Source organism: Zobellia uliginosa, from assembly GCF_900156625.1.
Taxonomy (GTDB): Bacteria; Bacteroidota; Bacteroidia; order Flavobacteriales; family Flavobacteriaceae; genus Zobellia; species Zobellia uliginosa.
In genome coordinates, this window is record NZ_FTOB01000004.1 from 728,675 (window position 1) to 748,889 (window position 20,215).

Below are 20,215 nucleotides of genomic sequence, written 5' to 3' on the forward strand. Positions count from 1 at the left end.
CTTAAAATTACAAAAGAAGTGTGATTTAAAGGGGTTCAATTCAAATATTCCGTGCATCTATCGGAGTACTGAAAAATGACCTGTATAGGTTTTACCCGAATCGGAGCTTTGAAACAAGTACCAATAATCCGTTTCAGGTAGTTTTCGTGATTTTTCGGTGCCGTCCCAGCCCGTATATAAATCATCGGTAGAATAAATTACTCTACCATACCTGTCGAGGATACGTAATTTACCCGATTGTCCGCAAGGATTTTTTTTAGGCACGAACAAATCAAAACCACCATGACCCATAGGTCTATCGACCAGAATGTAGTACTGTTCTCCTGCAGTAACGGGAATAGGGGCAACGAAGCCATTACCATCTGGCCCTGGACCTTCGTTTTGGTCTACTTCGTTTTCGCTTAACCCTGTTATATTATCTTCTAAAGAAGCTTGGAGCGGATTTGTGGTAGCGCGTCCGGATGGGACTATCCCGGTTCTGGCAATCACTATTTGGACCAGAAATAAAAAAGTCATAATCAATTTCTAAATCACCATCCTTAGGTTGGATCGAGAAAGCCAGTCAGCCTTTATCGGCGATGGTAACATTTATCCATATGTTATTGACCTCTTGGTTTACACATGGATTTGTAGCGGAATCTAATTCTTGTATGCCAAAACCTGAGGCATTACTTGAAATATCGCTATTTCCACAAACAACAATAGTATCGATACAGTCATTTGCTTGCTGGGATGTGCCACGGAAAAAGCTTGAAACAAAAATTAGTGTAAACAAAAATTTTATTGTGTTCGATTATATTCCAAGGTCGGATATAATCGAAAGGCTAGGTAGCCAATAATTCGAAGGGATACATACTAGAAAACTAGGGCCTATTTCTACTGGATTACCGGTAGAAAACGTAAAGAATTAGCTTTTATAAATCCCGTTTTTTCAAAAGGGCATAGGAACCGTAAATAAAAATGGCCGTCCATGCCAACACAATAAGTATTTCGTACCAATGTACGTGATAGTTTAGAACAATTTCCTCTCCCATTTGGTTGACCGCGGTCTGTACGGCGCTCAATCGGGAGAAGGGTTCTTTTATCAGGTTCCACATGGCATTTAAGGGAAAAAAGCCCATAACAAAATCGGTGGTCTCCCCATCAAAAAAACGCCACCTGATGATGCCGCGTACAAAGGTCTCAAATACTTGCCATAGGATTAGAAACCCCAATGCAAAAGCCGACCTTTTTACCAAGATGCCCAAGAAGAGGCAGAAAGAGAAAAAACCGACCAGTTTAACAAAAAACGCAAGGAGGAACTCCAATCCCGAAAAGATAATACCGATTTCGTTAAAGTCGGAATAGATAAGCCCCAAAATAAGGGATACTACAAATACAAAGACTGTTGATGCTAAGGCGAAGGAAATGACGGTAAGAAACTTCGATAGAATAAATTCCTTTTTTGAAAGTCCGTCTATCAAGTTTTGCTTAATGGTCTTGTTACTGTATTCGTTGGCCATCATGGACACGATGACAATGGCCAGAAACAATTTGAAAAATGCGGTTATAAAAGCGTTGAAGTGCCATATGTAGGGAAAGTTAAAAATCCCCTGTTCGGCCAAATGAAACTTTATCGGTCCGATATCGAATTTAACCGCGGCGACTAAGGCAATGGAACTAAGAAGCACAAAGTAGGACAGGATTAAAATCTTGCTGGCCCTGTTGTTCCACAGTTTTATGAATTCTATTTGTAAGAGTCGAGTCATGGCTTTTAGTTGGATTGGTTTTTGGTCAAGGTCAAGAATTGCTCTTCAAGGCTTTCTTTTCTTTTAACTAGGTGAGATAGTACAATACCTTGGTCAAACAGGGTTTTATTAAGTTTGCCGGCATCCATCTCTTCTTTTAAAAAGGCGGTGATATGGCCGTTTTCCAATTTTATTTGTCCGAAACTTGCGTGCTTTTCCAAGTAGGTTTTTAATTTGTCGAGGTCATGGGTCTTAAGCTCAAAAAAACCGTGACTTGCTAACAAGCCGTCGACACGACCGGAGTATAATTTTTCTCCTTTTCTTAAGATGATAACATGGCTACAGACCTTTTCGACTTCGTCAAGTAGGTGAGATGCCAATAAAATGGTCGTGCCCTGTGAGGCGATTTTCTTTATGATTTCCCGTATTTGGTGAATACCTTGGGGGTCGAGTCCGTTTGTCGGTTCGTCGAGAATTAAGATTTCGGGATCGTTGAGTAGGGCAGAGGCAATGGCCAAGCGTTGTTTCATTCCTAGGGAATAGGTTCTGAACTTACTGTCCTTACGATCGAGCAATCCGACAAGTTCTAGCTTTTCCTCTATTTTTTCTTCGCCGACCTCTTTAATCTTACAGACCAATTTCAGGTTTTGGACGGCGGTCATGTACGGGTAGAAATTAGGTCTTTCAATGATGGCACCGACCCTTTTTAAGGCTTCATGGGTCGTTGAAGAGCCATCGAACCACTCGAAATCTCCGTCGGTTCGGTTCACGACGTTGAGAACAATGCCCAGAGTGGTGGACTTTCCACTTCCGTTAGGGCCTAGAATACCGTAGACATGGCCTTTTTCAATCGAAAATGAAAGGTCTTTGACGGCGGTCAGGTACCCGAATTTTTTGGTGAGTTGGTTAACGCTTAGAATGGTGCTCACGTCAAGTGTTTTTTTAGATGGATTACTTAGTACTTGACGAGATACTTTATGGAATGTTACATAAAACTACTAATTTCTATTTACGCGGTAGGTGATTTTTCTATTCGTTATCACGCTAGTAGGTCTACTCTTGTTTACTGTCACGGTTTCGGAAGGGTCGTCCGTAGTGATATTGGAGTCGACCTGGTCTTGACTATTGCTTACCGTATTCGTATAGTTTGCAGTTGTCATATAGATATTGTCTAAACTGGCCCTAGTGACCAAGGTCAAAGTTTCTAGGTCACCGGAAGTCATACCTCCAACATTCCAATCGGGGTAAGTGAACGTTCCTTTGGATACGGAAGAGGAGATATATTCTAGACCAGGGGGTAAAACGTCGGTCAAGACCAGGTTGGTGACCGGGTCTATACCTAAGGTTTCAACGGTAATCGTAAAAGTGACCGTATCTCCTTCGGTAACCGTATTTTGGTCCGCATCTTTTCTTAGAATGATATCGGGTTCGCAATAGTAAGCGGTCAAAGGTTGCGAATCATAGGTACAGCCTCCTTTTGTAACCCGTACGTAGTAATCGCCTGCATTAGTCGGTGTATATGAGGCACTATTTGCACCTGCGATCAAAGCGCCGTTTTCAAACCATTGGTAATCATCAAAGTTGGGGTCGACAACGACCACTTCTGCGTTGGGCAAGCAACCGCCGCCAGTTACTTGTAAGTCTACTTCCGGTACGGTATCAAAGCCTGAAAAATATCCGGCAATACCTCTAGCTCCACTAAAACCGATAAATCCAACAGCAATTGGTCCCGTTGATTCTACGGTTACATCTCCGGTTAAACCCGCCACATAATAAGTTTTCCATAAGCTTGTTCCGGCAACTGCGGAAGGGGCGGGGAGGGCTACCGGTCCACTACCATCCGTTACCGTAATATTGGCATCTGGGGTTGAAGTAGAGGCAATTAGGGTTACCCCACCTGTCATGGTTATTCCTGCGGCATCTTCTATGTGCGTAATATTATCTACCGTATCGGGTAACAAACAGTTTACGGGGGCGATAAAGTTTAAGCCTTGGGTGTAAATAGCGCTTGCGCCTGCCATTAGTTGATAGGCATAGGCATCCTTTGAAGTGGTTACGTACATATTTCCTCCTGCGGAAGAAACCGAGTAATTGCTTTCGGGTATCTCAAAATAATCCCCATCATTTATAGTGGCAATAGGGGTGGTACTTCCGTTGACATAGATATTGGTGCCGTTTTGGGTACCGATAATAATTGGTTTTTCTGTTTCACTGGTACCGTTTCCTCTAATAAAAACATATTCCTTTCCCAGTTTATTTTGGGGTACCGGTTGGTCAATTGCAGCATCCCTACCCGTGTAACCGGTCCTAACACTTGTGTTAAGTCCCCCATTACTAATAACGATAGGTTTATTGGAAATCACGTCAGCTCCTAGCCAGCCGTCGGCATTTGCGGGAGTTTCACCAACATAGGCCTCAAAGACAAAAGATTCGTTGGCGTCTAAATTAATGGTGTAAGAATCAGCAGTTATTCCGTCTCTATCACTGCCCAACCGAAATTCACAACCTGGGTCATAACCTGAAACTGTTACCGTAGTGCCATCTTCGGTAGCCATTATCCCCAGTGAATTTGTTAGACTTCCTTGAGTTCCTTTATTCGGGGTTCCTCCCCACTTAAAATGGGTTCCCATTGCCTGCCTTCCCTTACTGGTCAAGGAAGTTGCTTGTGAACCGGACCTACCTCTGTAGTTCACATAGAATTTTTGGCCGCCTGGAGCTTCCAAGCGTAATCCACCACCTGTAAGGACTACTCCCGTACTATCATTGACCATCATGGTAATGTTGTTGTCCCCATTGGCCAGTACTATTTCTTGAGGCGTAGTTTTGGATAGGGTAGTAGTGGAATATGTTGTGGTAGACGTACCTTGATATATGTTAACGGGAAAAGCCGTGGTTTCCGGAGTGGATAAATAAATACTCTGTTGCGTAACAGCTTGGTTGTTGCCACCTTGTTTTAATGGTGGCAGATAATGAAGGTCGCTCAGCTGTGAAAACCCTGCGACAGACATCATAAAAAAAAGTATAAACGAAAATAACTTTAGTCCCATTTTGAAACGCTAGCGAATGAATGTTTATCAAATCAACTCAAATTGTAGCATGTTGGCAAATATTAGTTGTCAAAACCTTGTTTGTAGTTGTTATCGGTAAAAAAAACAAAGGCAGTTACCTTTGTAACTGCCTTTATTTTAGTTGATTGTTGTTTATCGGTAGAGGGTGAAATGTCCGACAAATTCCCTTGTGTCGGCCTCACCGTTCAATTTAATGATGTACCAGTAATCTCCAGAAGGAAGCTCTGAGTCTTGGTAAATCCCACTCCAACCATCTTGGTTGTCTCTAAAGCGGTATACGGTACGACCGTATCTGTCATAGATACTGATAAAGATATTCGGGAATATTTCAATGTTTTTCGGTTTCCAAACGTCATTGGCACCGTCTCCGTTAGGCGTAAAGAAATTGGGGATCTCGATATCAATAAATTCCATAAAGATACTTTCGGTAGTCTCGCAGCCGTTTTCATCGACTACGGTAACCAAGTAGGTATCCGTTTTGGTGATATAGAAGACATTGTCGGAACCATTGTTGGTATCACCGAAATAATAGGTATAACCTTCCCTACCACCACTTACCGTTGCGGTAATCTCGTTGATATTGGTCTGTTCTACCGTTAGGCTCAATGGATCGAACGACTCTACCTCAAATTCGTAGGTCGCCATACAGCCGTTCGCATGTGAAATGGCAATGTAATGGGAACCAGGAGCAAGATCCCTAAAGAATGGATTCAGTTGCATTTCAGATGGATCAGTGGTATCTAGGCCGAACAGCACGTCTTTTTCTATGCTCGTATCATCAAGAACTATATTCACGTAATTGTTAGGTGTATTGCCGTTACATCCGTAGACGGGTTGTACAAAAGCGCCTAGGTTGACTCCTTGGTCTATGGTTACCGAGATATTCTCTTCACAGCCCTGGGCGTCTTGAACATAGATGATATAGAATCCAGCTGCCAAACCGGTCAAACTGGTGCGGTCTTGAACAAAATCGGTTTCTGTTGACAAGCGTGTGCTATATGGGCCCGTGCCACCGGTAATGGTCAATTCAATGGCTCCATTTTCCTCGCCTACACATATCTCGGGTGATGCAGTTGCAGTTACCTCAAGTACGGTTGGTTCGGTTATGGTAGCGTCGATCACCTCAAAACATCCGTTGGAGTCTTGTGCAATAATGGTATAATCGCCTGGGGCCAGTTCTTCAAAAACATTGGTATTGCTAAACCGACTTAAGTTCGGGGAAATGGCATATTGATAGGTGCCCGTTCCGCCAGTCATGTTCACCACGATGTTACCGTCATTGGCACTATTACAGGTGACATTGTTGATTTCGGTGTCGACCGCTAAAGGCGTAGGCTCGTCTATGCGGATTTCTTGGGAAACCAGTTCGCAATCTTCGCTCTGTACCCTTACGAAGTAGCTTCCCATTGGCAGGTCGGTAAATAGACCCGATACTTGGTTTGCCCGTATCTCGTTGGTAAGTGTGGCATCGGAGAAAAGCGCATATTGGTAATTGCCCAATCCGCCTTCGGCCTCGGCCTCGATGGCTGCCGTGCTTTGTCCGTTACAGTTGACCGTAGCGGCCGAATCGTCTATGGAAACCTGTAGCGGTTCTATCGGATTAATGGTGACCCTGTTGGTCAGTACGGAGACACAATTGAAACTATCGCGGATGTAATACTCATAAACACCGGGCGTGATGTTGGTGAACAAATGACTGTTCGGGCCACTGGTTTCGTTCATGACATTGTAGGTAGTTCCATCCGTACTCCACATATAGGGTGCGGTACCGCCCGAAGCCGTCAATAGCAATTCGGCATCGGACTGGCAGGTCAATCGTTGTGCCGTTACCAATTGTCCCCCTACTTCAGTAGGTTCAACAATTTCTTCAACCGCGGTTTCAAAGCTACAGTTCATATCATCTAAAATGGTGATGCTATAGAAACCGGACCTTAAATTATTGAAGGTGGCCGTCGTTTGTGAACTTGATGTTTGCAATTGGATAGTACCTGTTGCATCGGCATAGGTGTTGAGAATGTACCTGTAATTTGAGGTTACATTTCTTGGGGCGACCGCGGCCGTCACGGATGCATCCGTATCGTCTTTACATGCAAGTGTCGTACTCGTAATGCTTGCGGAAATCGGGTCGGGTACGACGAGTTCGAAGGCATTGGCGAAAGTCGGGTTACAACCTAAATTATCGGTTACTTCCACGGTATACTGTCCGGCCCCCAATCCTTGGAAAAGGAAACTATGTACTTGGTTGGCCGTGTACGTTGTGCCTGAGGCATTATGGGTCAAGATAATGTCATAGGGTGCTTCGCCTCCTAGGGGTGCGATATTGGCACTACCAAGATCATTGGTACAACCTACGTCTTCCGTATCGATTGTTGCCAAGGTTATCGGTGCGCTTGGTGTGGTAATGGTAAAAGAACGGACTTGACTACAATTCGGCAAATCGTCTTGTACCACTTCTACCAAATAATTTCCGGCAGGTACGGCGATGTCAGAGGTAGGCCCTACATTGATAGAATTCCCCGTGATTACTGCCGGTCCGTCGTCGGAGCGGTCCGCAGGGGTACCATTGGTGTCGTAGATATAGTATGAGAATCCTGTGGTATACGTAGCGTCTACGAGGGTCAATCGTATGCTGCCGTTATCGCCATGACAGATTACATCGGACAGCTTTTCAACGATGACATCAAACGTATTGGGTTCTTCTACCGTATGGGTTCGGGTAATTTCACATCCTGTGGTGATATTTCGAATACCAAAGGTATAGGTGCCTACGGCCAAATTCAAGAACTGGTTCGAAGCTTGGTATGTGGCAGACGGTAGTTGCCTGAACTCATAGTTGCCAGGGTTGGATGTAAAGTCGGTAAAAGTGCTGCTAACATCTATACTGATATCTTCACCACTGTTAATACAGCTTATATCCCTATCTACGGTTATGGTAGCATCTACCAAGGCATCGTAGGCGTTTACGGTAACGGTTTGTTCGGCAGAGCATCCGGCATCATCGAATACACGTACAATGACATTGCCGCCGGCAAAATCCGTATAGGTATATGTCGGGCTTGACCCACTTTGCAAAATAGTACCGGTTGCAACATCTTCGAACTCGTAACGGGAATAGGTGCTGCTGCCACCTGACAGGGAAGCCTCGTCCAAGGTGATTAGGGCATTGTTGACCGCATTATCGGAAGTACAGCCAAATTGGTCTACAACCGGCGTATCGAAAGTAATGGCCGGGCGTTCATCAACCACAATAGTACGGGTTGTCGTGCAACCGTTTGTTCCTGTTGCAATAACATCATATGTGCCGGCGGCAAGGCCTTCAAAACTATTTGTCGTAGTATTGAATGTTGCACTGGCGGGACTTAAGGTATATAACAAAGGATTAATGCCATTATTTATTTCGGTAATCGCTATCGCACCGTCAGTACCTCCATTACAAGTAACATCTGTCGCTGTGCCCGTAAAGTTGGGTACAACGGCATCTTCTACTTCCAAGGAGAATGTAATTGGGTTGCATAAAGGAGTATTGGTGTCATAAACGGAAACGGAATACGTTCCTGCGCTTGAAGCACCATCCCAAACAATGGTATTCGCAGGACCGGGTATTGCCGTTCTTGCTTGGTTGACCGGTCCGGACACTTCATATTCAAAGGAACCGTATCCGTCAAAAGCGGCAATCGTAATTTCGGCATTCGGGCTGCCACTACAATCCAATAATTTGGTAATCTGTGCGGTAGCTTGAAATTTAGGTGCTATATCGAAGTTTTCCGAATTACCACATCCATTTACATCGGATATAGCAATCGTTTGTGTTGAAGTCGATGAACTTAATCCGGTAAGGGTATAAACACCTCCGACAAAATTGGCACTTTGTAGGGCACCGCCGTTCACACTTATATTGTACGAAGCGGTATCTGGAGTTGTGAGGGTTACATCTACGGAATAGCTGCCTTCGGCCACACAGTAGTCATTTACGGTGACCGTGTCGATTTCAGGGGCCGTATCAAAGCCTACGGTAACCGAAGTGTGCTGGATACAGTCATGGGCGTCTTTGATATAGACGATATAATCGCCGGCCGGTACATTTTCAGTGGTATTGGCTATCCAACCTGTTGATGTGGCGGTCGGAGCCGTAGCTGTATCGGGTAAATATTGATATGCATACGGACCAACTCCGTAGCGTCCCGATGCGGTAATGGTACCATCTTCGTTACAGTTGGCGTTTTTGGTCGCTGTAGCGGAAACTTCCAATAGGGTAGGGGCCTGTTCGATGACAAAAACATCGGAGGTATTTACACAACCGGCATTTGTACCGTCCGTCTCCGTAAAGAGAATATAGAATTCCCCTGGAGGTAGAAGATCCTTTATTTCGGTTTCAGGTCCTCCGGCAGCCCCGGAAATACTTCCGGTTATTCCGGTAGTCGTATTGGTGGCGTAATGAAAGATCTCGTAACCGACGGTAGTGGCATCGTAACCCGAAATGGTGAATTCGACCTTACCATCGGAACTGCCGAAGCAAGTAATCGGTGTTGTGCCGTTTATGGTAGAAGTTAAATTGGAACTGGTAGAAACCGGAACCGTAGCTTCTTGCATGTATTCACAGTTGGTATCCGTATCGTGTACAATAAAGGTATAGGTTACACCCGGTGTTAAACCTGTAAAATTATAAGTATTGTCTATTACAATGTCTTCAGGGAACCAAGCCGGATCGCTAGGGTCGTACGGAGGTGCCGGAAATATGGCGAAATAGAACGAACCAGCTCCCAATGGGCCTGTGGAAGCTTGGGCCTCCACTAGCATTTCCCCGCTTCCGGGCGTACAACCGGAGGCGCCTTGGGTCGTAATCAAAATATCCGGACCTGTGGCAATCGTAACCGAGCTCACGGTCTCGCAACCATTGAAGTCGGTTACGGTTACGGTGTATTCCCCGAAATTTAAACCGGTAAAGGTATGGTCATTGGTGCCTGAAGAGGTGTCGTATGTTTCAGAAACACTAAAATCGGCATTATTGACCCTATAGGTATACGTTGCAGTACCTCCAGTGGCATCGATAGTAATCGTACCTAACTCTGTGCCAGAAGGCGTACATTGTAAATCGGTAGATACAATATTCGGATTTATAATAGTTGGCTCATTAATGGTTGTAGTTCCTGTTACGGAGCAATTTTTACTATCGGTTACGGTAATCGTATAATTACCAGCTGCCAAACTTGTGGTCTCCTTACCATAATCCGTTGCGCTTGTTGTGTTATATACATTAATGGTATATGGAGCTAAACCTACGGAAGTATCTATAACTATATCCAATGCACCGGTATCGTTCCCGTTACAAGTTAGGTCTGTCGGGGTAATACTTGTTATTGCCGGGGAAACGGCTTCCGTAACCGTTACGGCATTGGTAACAAATGTACATGGGGTAGGGGCAGAGGTATCGGTGGCCCTAAAGTAATAGGTGTTGGCCACATTCGTAGAAAAAGTATCTGCGGTAAATCCGCTAGCATCCCATGGGCCGGTCGGTGAAGTGGACCATTCGTAGGTATAGCTTCCAGAACCACCTGTGATATTTAGGTTTATTACAGCATCATCCGTACACGTTTTATCTGATTGTAAAGTCGCATTGCCTGTTAGTTGAGGGCTTATGGTAACTGTTTTTTGTACAGGTCCACAACTATAGCCATCCTCTACATCAATGGTATAGGTTCCGTTCGCCAAGCCTGAGAACGTATAGGACGTAGGGGTAGCGGCTGCCGGGTTAACCCAGCCCCCACCGTTTATCCTAAAGGTGTAGTCGCCATTACCAGAGGTTACATCAACGGTAATGGTAGCATTGTTTGCACCATCATAACATTCCGTAGAGGTAATATCGAAATCTATTGTTTCGGGAGCGGAAACCGTTACCGGAACAGTAGAAAGTACTTCACAAGCATTGGTGTCCCTAATACGGATTAGGTAATCGCCGTCGGCAACGTTGTTAAAGATCGTACTGGTTTGATAGCTTACGACAGGGGTGCCCGAAGTATCCTCCAATTGATACTCATAACCTGGTGTACCACCCGTAGCCGAAGCTTCTAATGTAGCTCCCGTATTGAAGCATGTATATGCTGCTGTTTGTTGTAGGTTGGGTACTATGGCCGCTGGAGCGGTCAGGGTTACCGATGTGGCCGAAGTTGCCGTACATGAATTGTCATCTACTTTTCTAACCATTATTCCATATGTACCATCGCCCAGTGTAGCAGGGGTGGTAATTGGGGAGGTAGTTTCGGCAATCCAACCCGTACCCCCGTCCAAAGAATATTCATAGCCGAAGGCAGGGTCGAAATTATTGACTTCAAAACGGATGCTTCCGTTTGTATTGCCGTTACAAGTAGGGTTGGTGCTTCCCAATATAGCCACTTCAAAGGCTTTTCCTGTTTCTACGGAAACCGTGATGTCTTGGGTTTTTTCACATAGTTCAGGAATCTGGGAGGCCTGGATATCGTCCAAAACCAAGAAGTTTCCATAGTCGCTATCCAAGTTGGTACGTAATATCACACCAACGCTTGTGTTTGCCCCAGAATTAAAGGTAAGCTCCCTTAAATGCCAATCATCGGCGTCGTTATTTTTAGGAATTGCCGTTGTGGCGGTGCTACCAATAATGGTTCCTGAAGAATTTACAAGTTCTACAAGAATTTCAGGGTCGTTGCCCAAAGCACCGGTTTTTAGTAGGTTATAGGCATAAAAGGATATGGTAATGTCTTGATTTGGCAGAACTTCCAATCCGGTTCGAGACCATAAGATGTTGTTGCTGCCCGCTGAGGTACTTACCCCTATGGCCATGAATCTACCATCGGTTAGTCCCGTATGGTCGTTAGGGGTTCTCCATGAGGTGTTAGGGTTAGTAACCGCTGCAGTGACCGTATATTCCCCGTTGACCAAAATGCCTGCAGGACCAAGGTTACAAGTGGTTGCACTACCATTTTGGGGTTCAAAACAATATCCTGGCCCAATTTCTCCGATATCGGTACTTATACCCGTACCAAAATCTTCGAGGAACAAGGTACTTTGACTTGGGCTAAGTGCACTGCTATAACCGATGGTTACGGTTTGTGTACCGGGAGCGACATTATTGAAAACATTGTTGTCAATTGGTGAATTGTCCGTTCCGTTCAGTTTATAGGTGTATTCAAAATCCGTAGTGTTGGAAGGGGTAATCGTTATGATACCGTTACCATCACAGGCATAGGTGATGTCATTATCAAAGCTTGGATCGGTCGGACTGTTCGGTACGGTGATTTCCATATCGAAGGTACAACCCAAGGCATCTTTGAGCACCAATTGGTAGGTACCCGAAGAAAGCCTTCTTTCATTCGTAGCTTGAAACGAACTACCTCCGTCAAAACTATATTCATAAGGTGCTTGCCCTCCATTGGCATTTAAAATCTTGATCAAGGCTCCTGAAGGATCGCAAGAGGCGTCTTCTACGATAGCCGGTGATGCTGTAAGTCTAAAGGGTTGAACGATTTCATAGTCTATGGAAGCCACGCATTCGTTGCTACCTGTACCGCTTGAATCCTTTACGGTAATTGTATAGTTGCCGCTGGCAAGGCCGTTAAAGAAATTTTCGTTTTGGTAGGTGGTGCCTCCATCCAAACTATATTGGTAGGGTGGGGTGCCGCCCGAAGCGTTTATCGTCAAGACCGCGGTAGATGAGTCTGCACAAACAATATCGGTGTTAGTGGCAGAAATGCTAACGGTTCCCACGTCATCCATATGTACGATATTAGAGAATCCATAACACCCATTGTCATCTTTAACGATAAAAACATAGTCGCCATCTTCGTTGGGGAAATAGGTAGCAGGACTTCCCCTGTAACCGAATAAAAAGTTGGAGTTGGCAGTGAAATCCGTATCGGGAATACTGTTCTCATCGGCGTAATTCACAATGCCGTCCTTGCTCCAAATGGCGTATTGGTAGCCTGTGGTACCGCCCGAAGGGGTCAAGTTGATAACACCTGCGGTACATGTAATATTCTCCTGATTTGCAGCGGTCAATTGCAATTGTGGAATTTCATCCACGGTGATGGTCTGACTGTCGGTACAACCATCCGTAGTACTGGTGACCACTATATAATTGCCTGGGGCAACACCTGTAAAGGTGTGCGTATTGTCGTTGACGACCGGTTCCGATTGAATGAACGAGCCGCTACCTCCATTACTGCCGTCATCTAAGAACAACTCATAGCTGTAAGTAGGAGAAACGTTCAAGGCTTGTATGGCAATGGTTCCAAGTTCGTCGCAATCCGCTGGGGTACTGCTTAGGCTGACCTGAAAGTTTCGTTCTTGAATTCCTATGTCCTCGGTTTCAAAAATACAACCGTTCGGAATAGGGGCTCCGGTAGCAGGGTCGAGTTGGGTAACCTGTACTTTATAGGTGCCACTCGTACCAATGCTAAAATCAGGACCTTGTCCTGCACTGAATGGAACCTCTATAGTATTGTTCGATACATTGTACAATTGATAACCGTAGCCGTTGCCTACACCGGTAATGCGTATGGAACCATCGGTATTACAGATAATATCCGAAGGGGTATAATCGAAGTCCAAGGTGTTTTGGTAGACGTTGAAATAGAAACGGCTGAAACACCCATTTTCATAAGCGATAACTACTCTAAAGCTTCCGCTTTCGGTCACTGTAAAATTATTTTGTACCGTCTGAACGTCCCAGCTACATGAACTGTTTGTATTGGCACATTTATCGCTAACGGTTCCACAACTGGATTCGTTCAGTTTTTGCCATGTTATACTTTGTGCGTCAGTGATACCCAATTGGATGGAAGCACTGTCATTGATACCACAAAGGAAAATGTTAGGCAGTAAACTTCCGTCTATGGAACATTCCACGACTTCACCTTGAATGTCGTTATCGGGGTTCGAATCACTATTGACTTGATTGAAGTAATCGATAATCGGGTTGGTCTGGACCGTTCCAAAACGATTTACGGTGATTCGTTCCACATGATCGGAACATCCGGCGGCTCCTGATTTTTCAACAATATAGTTTCCTACTGTGGTGGCGGTAAAAGTACTTGGGTCGCCATTGTTCGGTAGGGTCTCCCCAGAATCGATTTGTCCGTTGTTGTTGGTGTCAATTGCCCAGTTGTAGGTGGTAAAACCGGAACCGGCGGTAAGGGTTACGTTATCGCCACAAAGTAGGACCGTTCTGGCTAGATTACAGTTGGTGAGTGCATTGGCTACGTTATTGGTGGCAACTTCCAACGTGGTAGTACAGGCTCCTGCAGGATTACTGCCGTCCTCGTCCGAAAAAGTATTGGTGTTCACCGTGCCGGTATAAGTGGCATAGGCCTGGTTCTCAAGTTGCGATGCACAGGCGGCAACGAACTCGGAACAATTACCGGAAATGGAAACCGTTATTTTGATTTTGTACTCCGGATCTCCAATCTGCACCAAATCATCGGGAATGTTAAAGCTGATGGTTTGGGTATTGGGGTCGTAGGTATGCGAAGCCCCTGGTGCATCACTATAATCTACATTGTCTAAAGTAACGTTGTTGGGAAGTACGTCTCTTATCGTAAAATTTTGGGCATCGTCATCACCTGTATTTTGAAAACGGATGACATAGTTAAAGGTGTCTCCCAGGTTCAGGTCTTGGCCGTTAATATTTGTTCCGCCAAGTTCCTCTGAAGTATTTCCTAAAACAATGATAGGCGCATAAACTTGGGTGTATGAAGCTGCATTTACGGTTCCGTCGGTAGGGTCGACTACAGGTACTCCCGTACCGTATTCTCCACCATCGCCACCATCTGCGGTGTCGTCTTTGTAAAATTCGTTGGCATCACTACATCCGTCGCCATCACTATCTAAATCCAGTGAATCGGGGTAATTGTCACCATCGGTATCACAACCGGCCGTTAAAAGCACGCCACGCATATTGGTGGGGCCCCTGACATCTTGGTCTATGGTAACGGTATTGTTTCCAGAGGGGTTCCAAGCAATGGTACTGGGCGGGGTGTCAAGAACCATGGGCTCAAGCGGACTACCAGTGGTCCTTTTGCCAAATAGTTCGAATGTACCGCTTTGGTCGATGACAATCCGAATTACGGGATTGCCATTGGAGCCACTTACGGTCCATATGCTCGAATTGCCATTTGTTCCATGTACGCTGCCATCTAAAAAGCGGGCATAATTCCCTCCGGCACCATTTTCAAATTGTATTTCCCCGGCGATATCATTACCATTGATGCTTAAGTAGAACGAGTTGTCCAATGAGAATACGTCGAGTACCAAATAATTGTTGAGACTCATTAGGTCACTGGTAACCGGGGTGCCGTTATTGATGTTGTAGGAAAGTGTGTCGCACTCGTCCTCGTCATAAATACCGTCATTGTCGTCGTCAAGGTCAACAATATCGATTACACCGTCTTTGTCAAAATCATTGTGAACGATGATGTGGGCAGATGGATTGTCATCCGTAATATTGGTATCGGGTTGATCTTGTGTGTTATATGCCGTATTGGTCAAACTTAACAATGGCAGCGTATCGATTTCATCCGCTTGTACCTCTAGGGTCAAAAATGCGGTTTCACCACCGTTCAAGGTTCCAATATTCCAAGTGTTTCCGCTCCAAGTACCTGTTATCGTCTGTGCATTTACAAGGGTCAATCCAGCGGGAATATCATCCGTAATTCTTAAATTGGTCAATGGGCCAACACCAAGGTTTCTGACTTTTATGGTAAAGGTTGCCATTTCGCCTTCCACGATTTCAGGCTTGTCTACAGTTTTGTTCACCACGACATCGGGATCGCAATAATAGGCCGATATCGGTTGGGAATCGTAGGTACATGGCCCTTTGGTACCTCTAACGAAGTAGTCGCCCGCTACCGAAGGCGCATAGCTTTCACTATTTGCTCCAGGAATCAATACGCCGTCTCCAAACCATTGGTAGGCATCAAAATTTCCCGTAGCCTCAAAAATTTCGGAACCTACGAAGCAACCACTTCCTCCGCGAATACCTAGATCAACAACAGGTACGGTGTCAAAACCTGAAAAATAACCGGCTACGCCACGTGCACCGTTCAAACCAAAAAATCCGACCGCAATAGGGCCAGTAGATTGTACGCTTACATTTCCGGTGAGGCTGGGTATAAAAATAGTTTTCCAGTCCGTAGACCCCGCTACCGGGGTCGAAGCCGGCAGTGCAACCGGGCCATTGCCATCGGTTACGGAAATATTGGCATCAGGAGTGGTGGTGGCGGCAATGATGGTAACACCTCCGGTTACCGTAGTGCCCGCTATATTTCTAATATCGGGAATGTTGTCCATTACATCGGGTAAGAGACAGTTTACCGGGGCAACAAAGTTAAGTCCGTGGGTATAAACCGCACTACCACCGGCCATTGATTGGTAGGCGTAGGCATCTTTTGAGGTCGTTACCAACATATTGGCTCCGGCCGAGTTACTGGAATAGTAGGTGCCGGGAATTTGAAAATATTCGCCATTGTCTATAGTGGCAACAGGCGTAGCACTACCGTTCACAAATATCTGTGTGTTGTCGGCAATACCTATGATCAAAGGAAATTCGGTCGAATTGGTACCGTTACCCCTAACAAAAACATAATCCTTGCCCAATCTATTCTCGGGTACGGGTTGGTCGATGGCGGCATCCCTATTGCTGTTGCCGGCCTGTCTACCGGTGTTAAGACCACCGTTACTGATAACTATATTTTTATTGGCCTCTACAGTCGCACCGATCCAACCGTCTATATGGGCGGTAGATTCCGATAAAACCGTTTCGAATACGAAAGATTCGTTGGCATCTAGGGTTATGGTATACGAATCGTCGGTAAGTCCATCCGGGTCTCCTTGTAGGCGAAATTCACATCGAGGGTCATAGCCGTATAAGCGCACCGTGGTATTGTCTTCGGTAGCCATAATGCCCAAGGTGTTCGATTTTGAACTATGTGAACCAAGGTTGGGCAAGCCTCCCCATTTGAAACGGGTGCCCATCGAAACTCTACCTTTAGAGGTCAGCGATGCTGCCTGGGCCGATGAAACACCACGATAATTGACATAAAATCGGTTACCGCTAGGCGATTCAAACCTTAGGCCTGCATCGTCCAATACCACTCCTGTGTGGTTGTTGTCAACTAAGGTAATATTGTTGTCACCGTTGCTTAATGTATAAACGGCCGGACTAACATTATTGATATTAAAAGTAGCAATCGGAGTACCGCTTGTCCCTCTATAGGCGTTTACCGTAAAGGAGGTAGGCTCAGGCGTAGAAAGATAAATGGCCTGTTGCTGTATCGCTTGGTTGTTTCGCCCCTGTTTCAATGGGGGAAGGTAATGCAGGTCGCTCAACTGGGAGAAACCTAAAAATGCATTAAACACTGTTAAAAAGAAAAGAAGTACTTTAAGGTATGGTTTAAGCAAAGTAGTCATCGGCATGGATGGTTTGATGTGGAACAACAAACAAATAAAACGTACTTGGACAACATGGCTAAAAAAATGTTGGCAATCGTATCTATTCTGTTGTTTTAAGCGCAAAACCTGTTTTTTAGGTTTAAAATATTTTGCAGAATTGCCTAATTTGTAAGTAAATTGATAATATGTCAGAAGAGAGGTTAATGTCGAAAAAAAAGCCGGCCTATCCGGTATGTAAAAAATTGGACCAATATTTAGAGCATTACAGCCGAAAAATTGAGATCCCTATTTTTTATGAAGATTTGTTGCGATTTTCAGGGTCGGTAGTCGTTTATGATGCGGATGATGAAGATACCTTGTGGGTCAGGGTCTACTATTCTGAGTTCGATAGGATTGAAATAGATAATAGCTTGAAAAAAGTATATTCCATTCTACATTCCGATGGAAGCAATAATATTCACCAGTACCTTAATATAGATGCCGTCGATTTTTGCACCTTCGGAAACTCAAAGCCTTTTCGCATTAAGGTGAGAAATATTCTCAACGATAACTTTACCTATTTCTATGTCAAGAAAACCGATGCATCGCGGATATACGGACTTGAACTGGAGCACATGCTTTCGCCCTATAACCTGAATTTTTTGGTTTATAAGGATACGCTCATAGAAGAGCACATTGCAGGCATACCCGGTGATGTGTTTATTAAGGATATGTTGCCCAATTGTACCGAGTCGGAAAAATCACAATTGGCCAAAGAGTTCGTAAAGTTCAACGAGCGTTGCATGATCCGCTTATTGGGCGATATGAGGTCTTATAATTACGTTATTGTTCCTGTGCACGATTTTGATCACGTTGTCTATCGCATACGGGCCATAGATTTCGACCAGCAGTGTTTTGAAGGAAAGTTAAAGGTCTATCGGCCCCAATTCTTTAAGGAGAACTTTGAAATGGTAGAGTTGGTCAGGAAGAAGTTAAAGCGCGATTCGGTAGATCAGTATAAACTTGAGGAACGATCGATCGTAGCCAAGAGAATATTGAGTTCTGGGGCACGTATAAAACGATTGCGGTCTATTGGGAAAAAAGACACTATTTCTACCCGGGAAAACATTGAAATGTTGCGCGAGCAGATTTATGAACTCACTTTGGATCAGCAGTTTAGGAAGTCGAAAACCATGGGGGAAGTATTGGACCTAGCCTTAAACTTCGTACGCCGTAATTACGAAGATGTAAGTATGAAGCAAATTATAGAGCACCGAATAAAAATTTAAAAAAAAAAAGCTATCGAGTGCGCCGGCAATCGATAGCTTTTGGTAAGGGGCAATTTTGTCTTAGTTTTTTTCCTCTTTGTTGAAGTATACCAAGTAATAGTACATCTGACGTTCTTCGTCCCACCCTTTTTCAACAAATTTATCTGCCGACTCAGGGTTGATGAAATCCATTTTTATCTGAATATTGGTGTCAAGATTGATGACGTTCTTTATCTTTTTACGGGCATCGGAAACCGCCTTGTTGGCAATGTCAAAATTGGAGACATCTTCAATACTGTATTTTGGCCCCTTTTCTTCCTTGTAATGTTTGAATTCGGGCACCAATTCGGGGTTTTCGAGTACCTCGTTTAAAAAGTTGGTCTCTTCAAAGGCATCATTTTTGGCAAAATGGTTGACCGCACGGTTCATGAAAAGCACTTCTTGTTGCTTGTCTTCGGCAGGTAATACTACGTCTTTGGCAAAATTCTGGCAAAATTTCAAATAGTTTTTGGTGTAGAAGTTCTCATCGGCCAAGGGGTCGACGCCCAAAAAGTCTTCGAGCCAGTATTTGGTGTCGTAGCGATTACTGTCTACGGAAAGTACTTTATATCCTTCCTCTTTATTGACGTTAAAAATAAGACAGCCCTTGTCGAGCTTATTTATATTGATACCTTGTTGAATAATGATATCTAGGTTGTTGCCCCTTTCTTCAAACTGAAGAAAGTCGTGCTTAAGCTCGCTTTTAAAGATACCGATGGCTTCGGTCTTGACATTGTCGAGCATTACGTTTGATAAATGGGCGACGTAAACCTCTCCGCTCTTAATATGCGGGTGGTTCGATTGATCAAAAAGGTGCGTGGCAATTTTTTTCGAATTGGCATGCATGCTCTCCGGTTCATCGAATATGGCCGAAACAATCTTATAAAGTTCGTTGAATTCTACATCTACATCATTCGTCAATTTAAAATAGTTCTCCTCTTTTTCGCGGAAAGGCTTGAAAAAATACTCTTTTAAAAGACCAGTGGTCTCATCATTGAGCGAGAAGGGCTCTTCTGAAAGAAAAATACCTTCACTCTTATTCTTGTTCCCCACTCGATGCAGGGAAATCGTTTCGATTTGGGTAGGGTAGAGGTTAATCATATGTCTATAGTTTTTTAATTTTAGAAAGGTCTGGGTACCTGTTGTACGTCCAGAAGGCTGAAATGTAACGAATGGGAATGATATTCTAGGAAAATATCAGTTCCAGTTCTCGTCAAAATCTAGGTCATCATAATTTTCAAAGGTATCGTCGAAATCGAAGGTAGGCTTCGACTCAAAGTTTTTTTCCGGAGGGGTTTCCGGAAGTTCCCCAAAACTGAACAACAGGTTCGGATAGGTAATACCGGCTTCATAGGAAACAATATCGGCAAGTTCCACATAAAACGTCCACATACTTAAAAAGTCGTAGACATAGATAAGTTTCGGACTCTCTTCGGTCATGACATCCTCTAAGAAGGTTTCGTTCATCAAGCGAACGTCAGAACCGTTTTCGCTCATGTCGAAAAGAGCTATTTCTTCGTCTTGGTTCCATTCTTCGTCACAGGTATAAAACGAGGCCATTTCATTGCCCAAAAAGCCAAAAGACTGTGCTATGGCATTGTGAAACTCTTCCATAGAAGTACTGGCCTCTATTTCAAGGTCTCTGAATATATCCTCTTGGGCGTCTAAAATGACACGTATTTTATAAATCATAACCGTAATTTTTAAGGGAAGACAA

The 20,215-nt window shown here is 44.4% G+C and carries 8 protein-coding genes; 1 reads left to right on the forward strand and 7 read right to left on the reverse strand.

Features of this window, described 5'->3' with window-relative positions:
• Positions 1 to 57 precede the first annotated feature (57 nt).
• The 5 genes from BW980_RS15770 to BW980_RS15795 all read right to left on the reverse strand — a co-directional run bounded on the left by BW980_RS15770 (position 58) and on the right by BW980_RS15795 (position 17,230).
• Positions 58 to 516, reverse strand: coding sequence for a T9SS type B sorting domain-containing protein (locus tag BW980_RS15770; RefSeq protein WP_083690498.1), 459 nt, complete (start codon positions 514 to 516; stop codon positions 58 to 60).
• 398 nt (positions 517 to 914) lie between these two features.
• Positions 915 to 1,748 (reverse strand): ABC transporter permease, encoded by an 834-nt coding sequence (locus BW980_RS15780; protein WP_013994222.1) that lies wholly within the window; start codon positions 1,746 to 1,748, stop codon positions 915 to 917.
• A gap of 5 nt (positions 1,749 to 1,753) precedes the next feature.
• On the reverse strand, positions 1,754 to 2,656 hold the full coding sequence (locus BW980_RS15785) for an ABC transporter ATP-binding protein (protein ID WP_076456124.1): 903 nt from the start codon (positions 2,654 to 2,656) through the stop codon (positions 1,754 to 1,756).
• A gap of 69 nt (positions 2,657 to 2,725) precedes the next feature.
• Entirely contained in the window at positions 2,726 to 4,738 is a 2,013-nt protein-coding gene (locus tag BW980_RS15790; protein WP_245800070.1) for a DUF11 domain-containing protein, read from the reverse strand.
• A gap of 189 nt (positions 4,739 to 4,927) precedes the next feature.
• Complete coding sequence (locus BW980_RS15795) at positions 4,928 to 17,230, reverse strand: T9SS type B sorting domain-containing protein (protein ID WP_076456126.1); 12,303 nt, start codon at positions 17,228 to 17,230, stop codon at positions 4,928 to 4,930.
• Positions 17,231 to 17,397: 167 nt separating this feature from the next.
• Here BW980_RS15795 and BW980_RS15800 point away from each other — a divergent pair, with 167 nt between their 5' ends.
• On the forward strand, positions 17,398 to 18,480 hold the full coding sequence (locus BW980_RS15800; RefSeq protein ID WP_076456127.1) for a hypothetical protein: 1,083 nt from the start codon (positions 17,398 to 17,400) through the stop codon (positions 18,478 to 18,480).
• Between the two features lie 60 nt (positions 18,481 to 18,540).
• On the opposite strand, the gene BW980_RS15805 is transcribed toward BW980_RS15800, so the two are convergent.
• A complete protein-coding gene (locus tag BW980_RS15805; protein ID WP_076456128.1) occupies positions 18,541 to 19,599 on the reverse strand; it encodes a nucleoid-associated protein in 1,059 nt (352 codons plus the stop codon).
• Between the two features lie 96 nt (positions 19,600 to 19,695).
• A complete protein-coding gene (locus BW980_RS15810) occupies positions 19,696 to 20,190 on the reverse strand; it encodes an IS1096 element passenger TnpR family protein (RefSeq protein WP_013994232.1) in 495 nt (164 codons plus the stop codon).
• Positions 20,191 to 20,215: the final 25 nt, after the last annotated feature.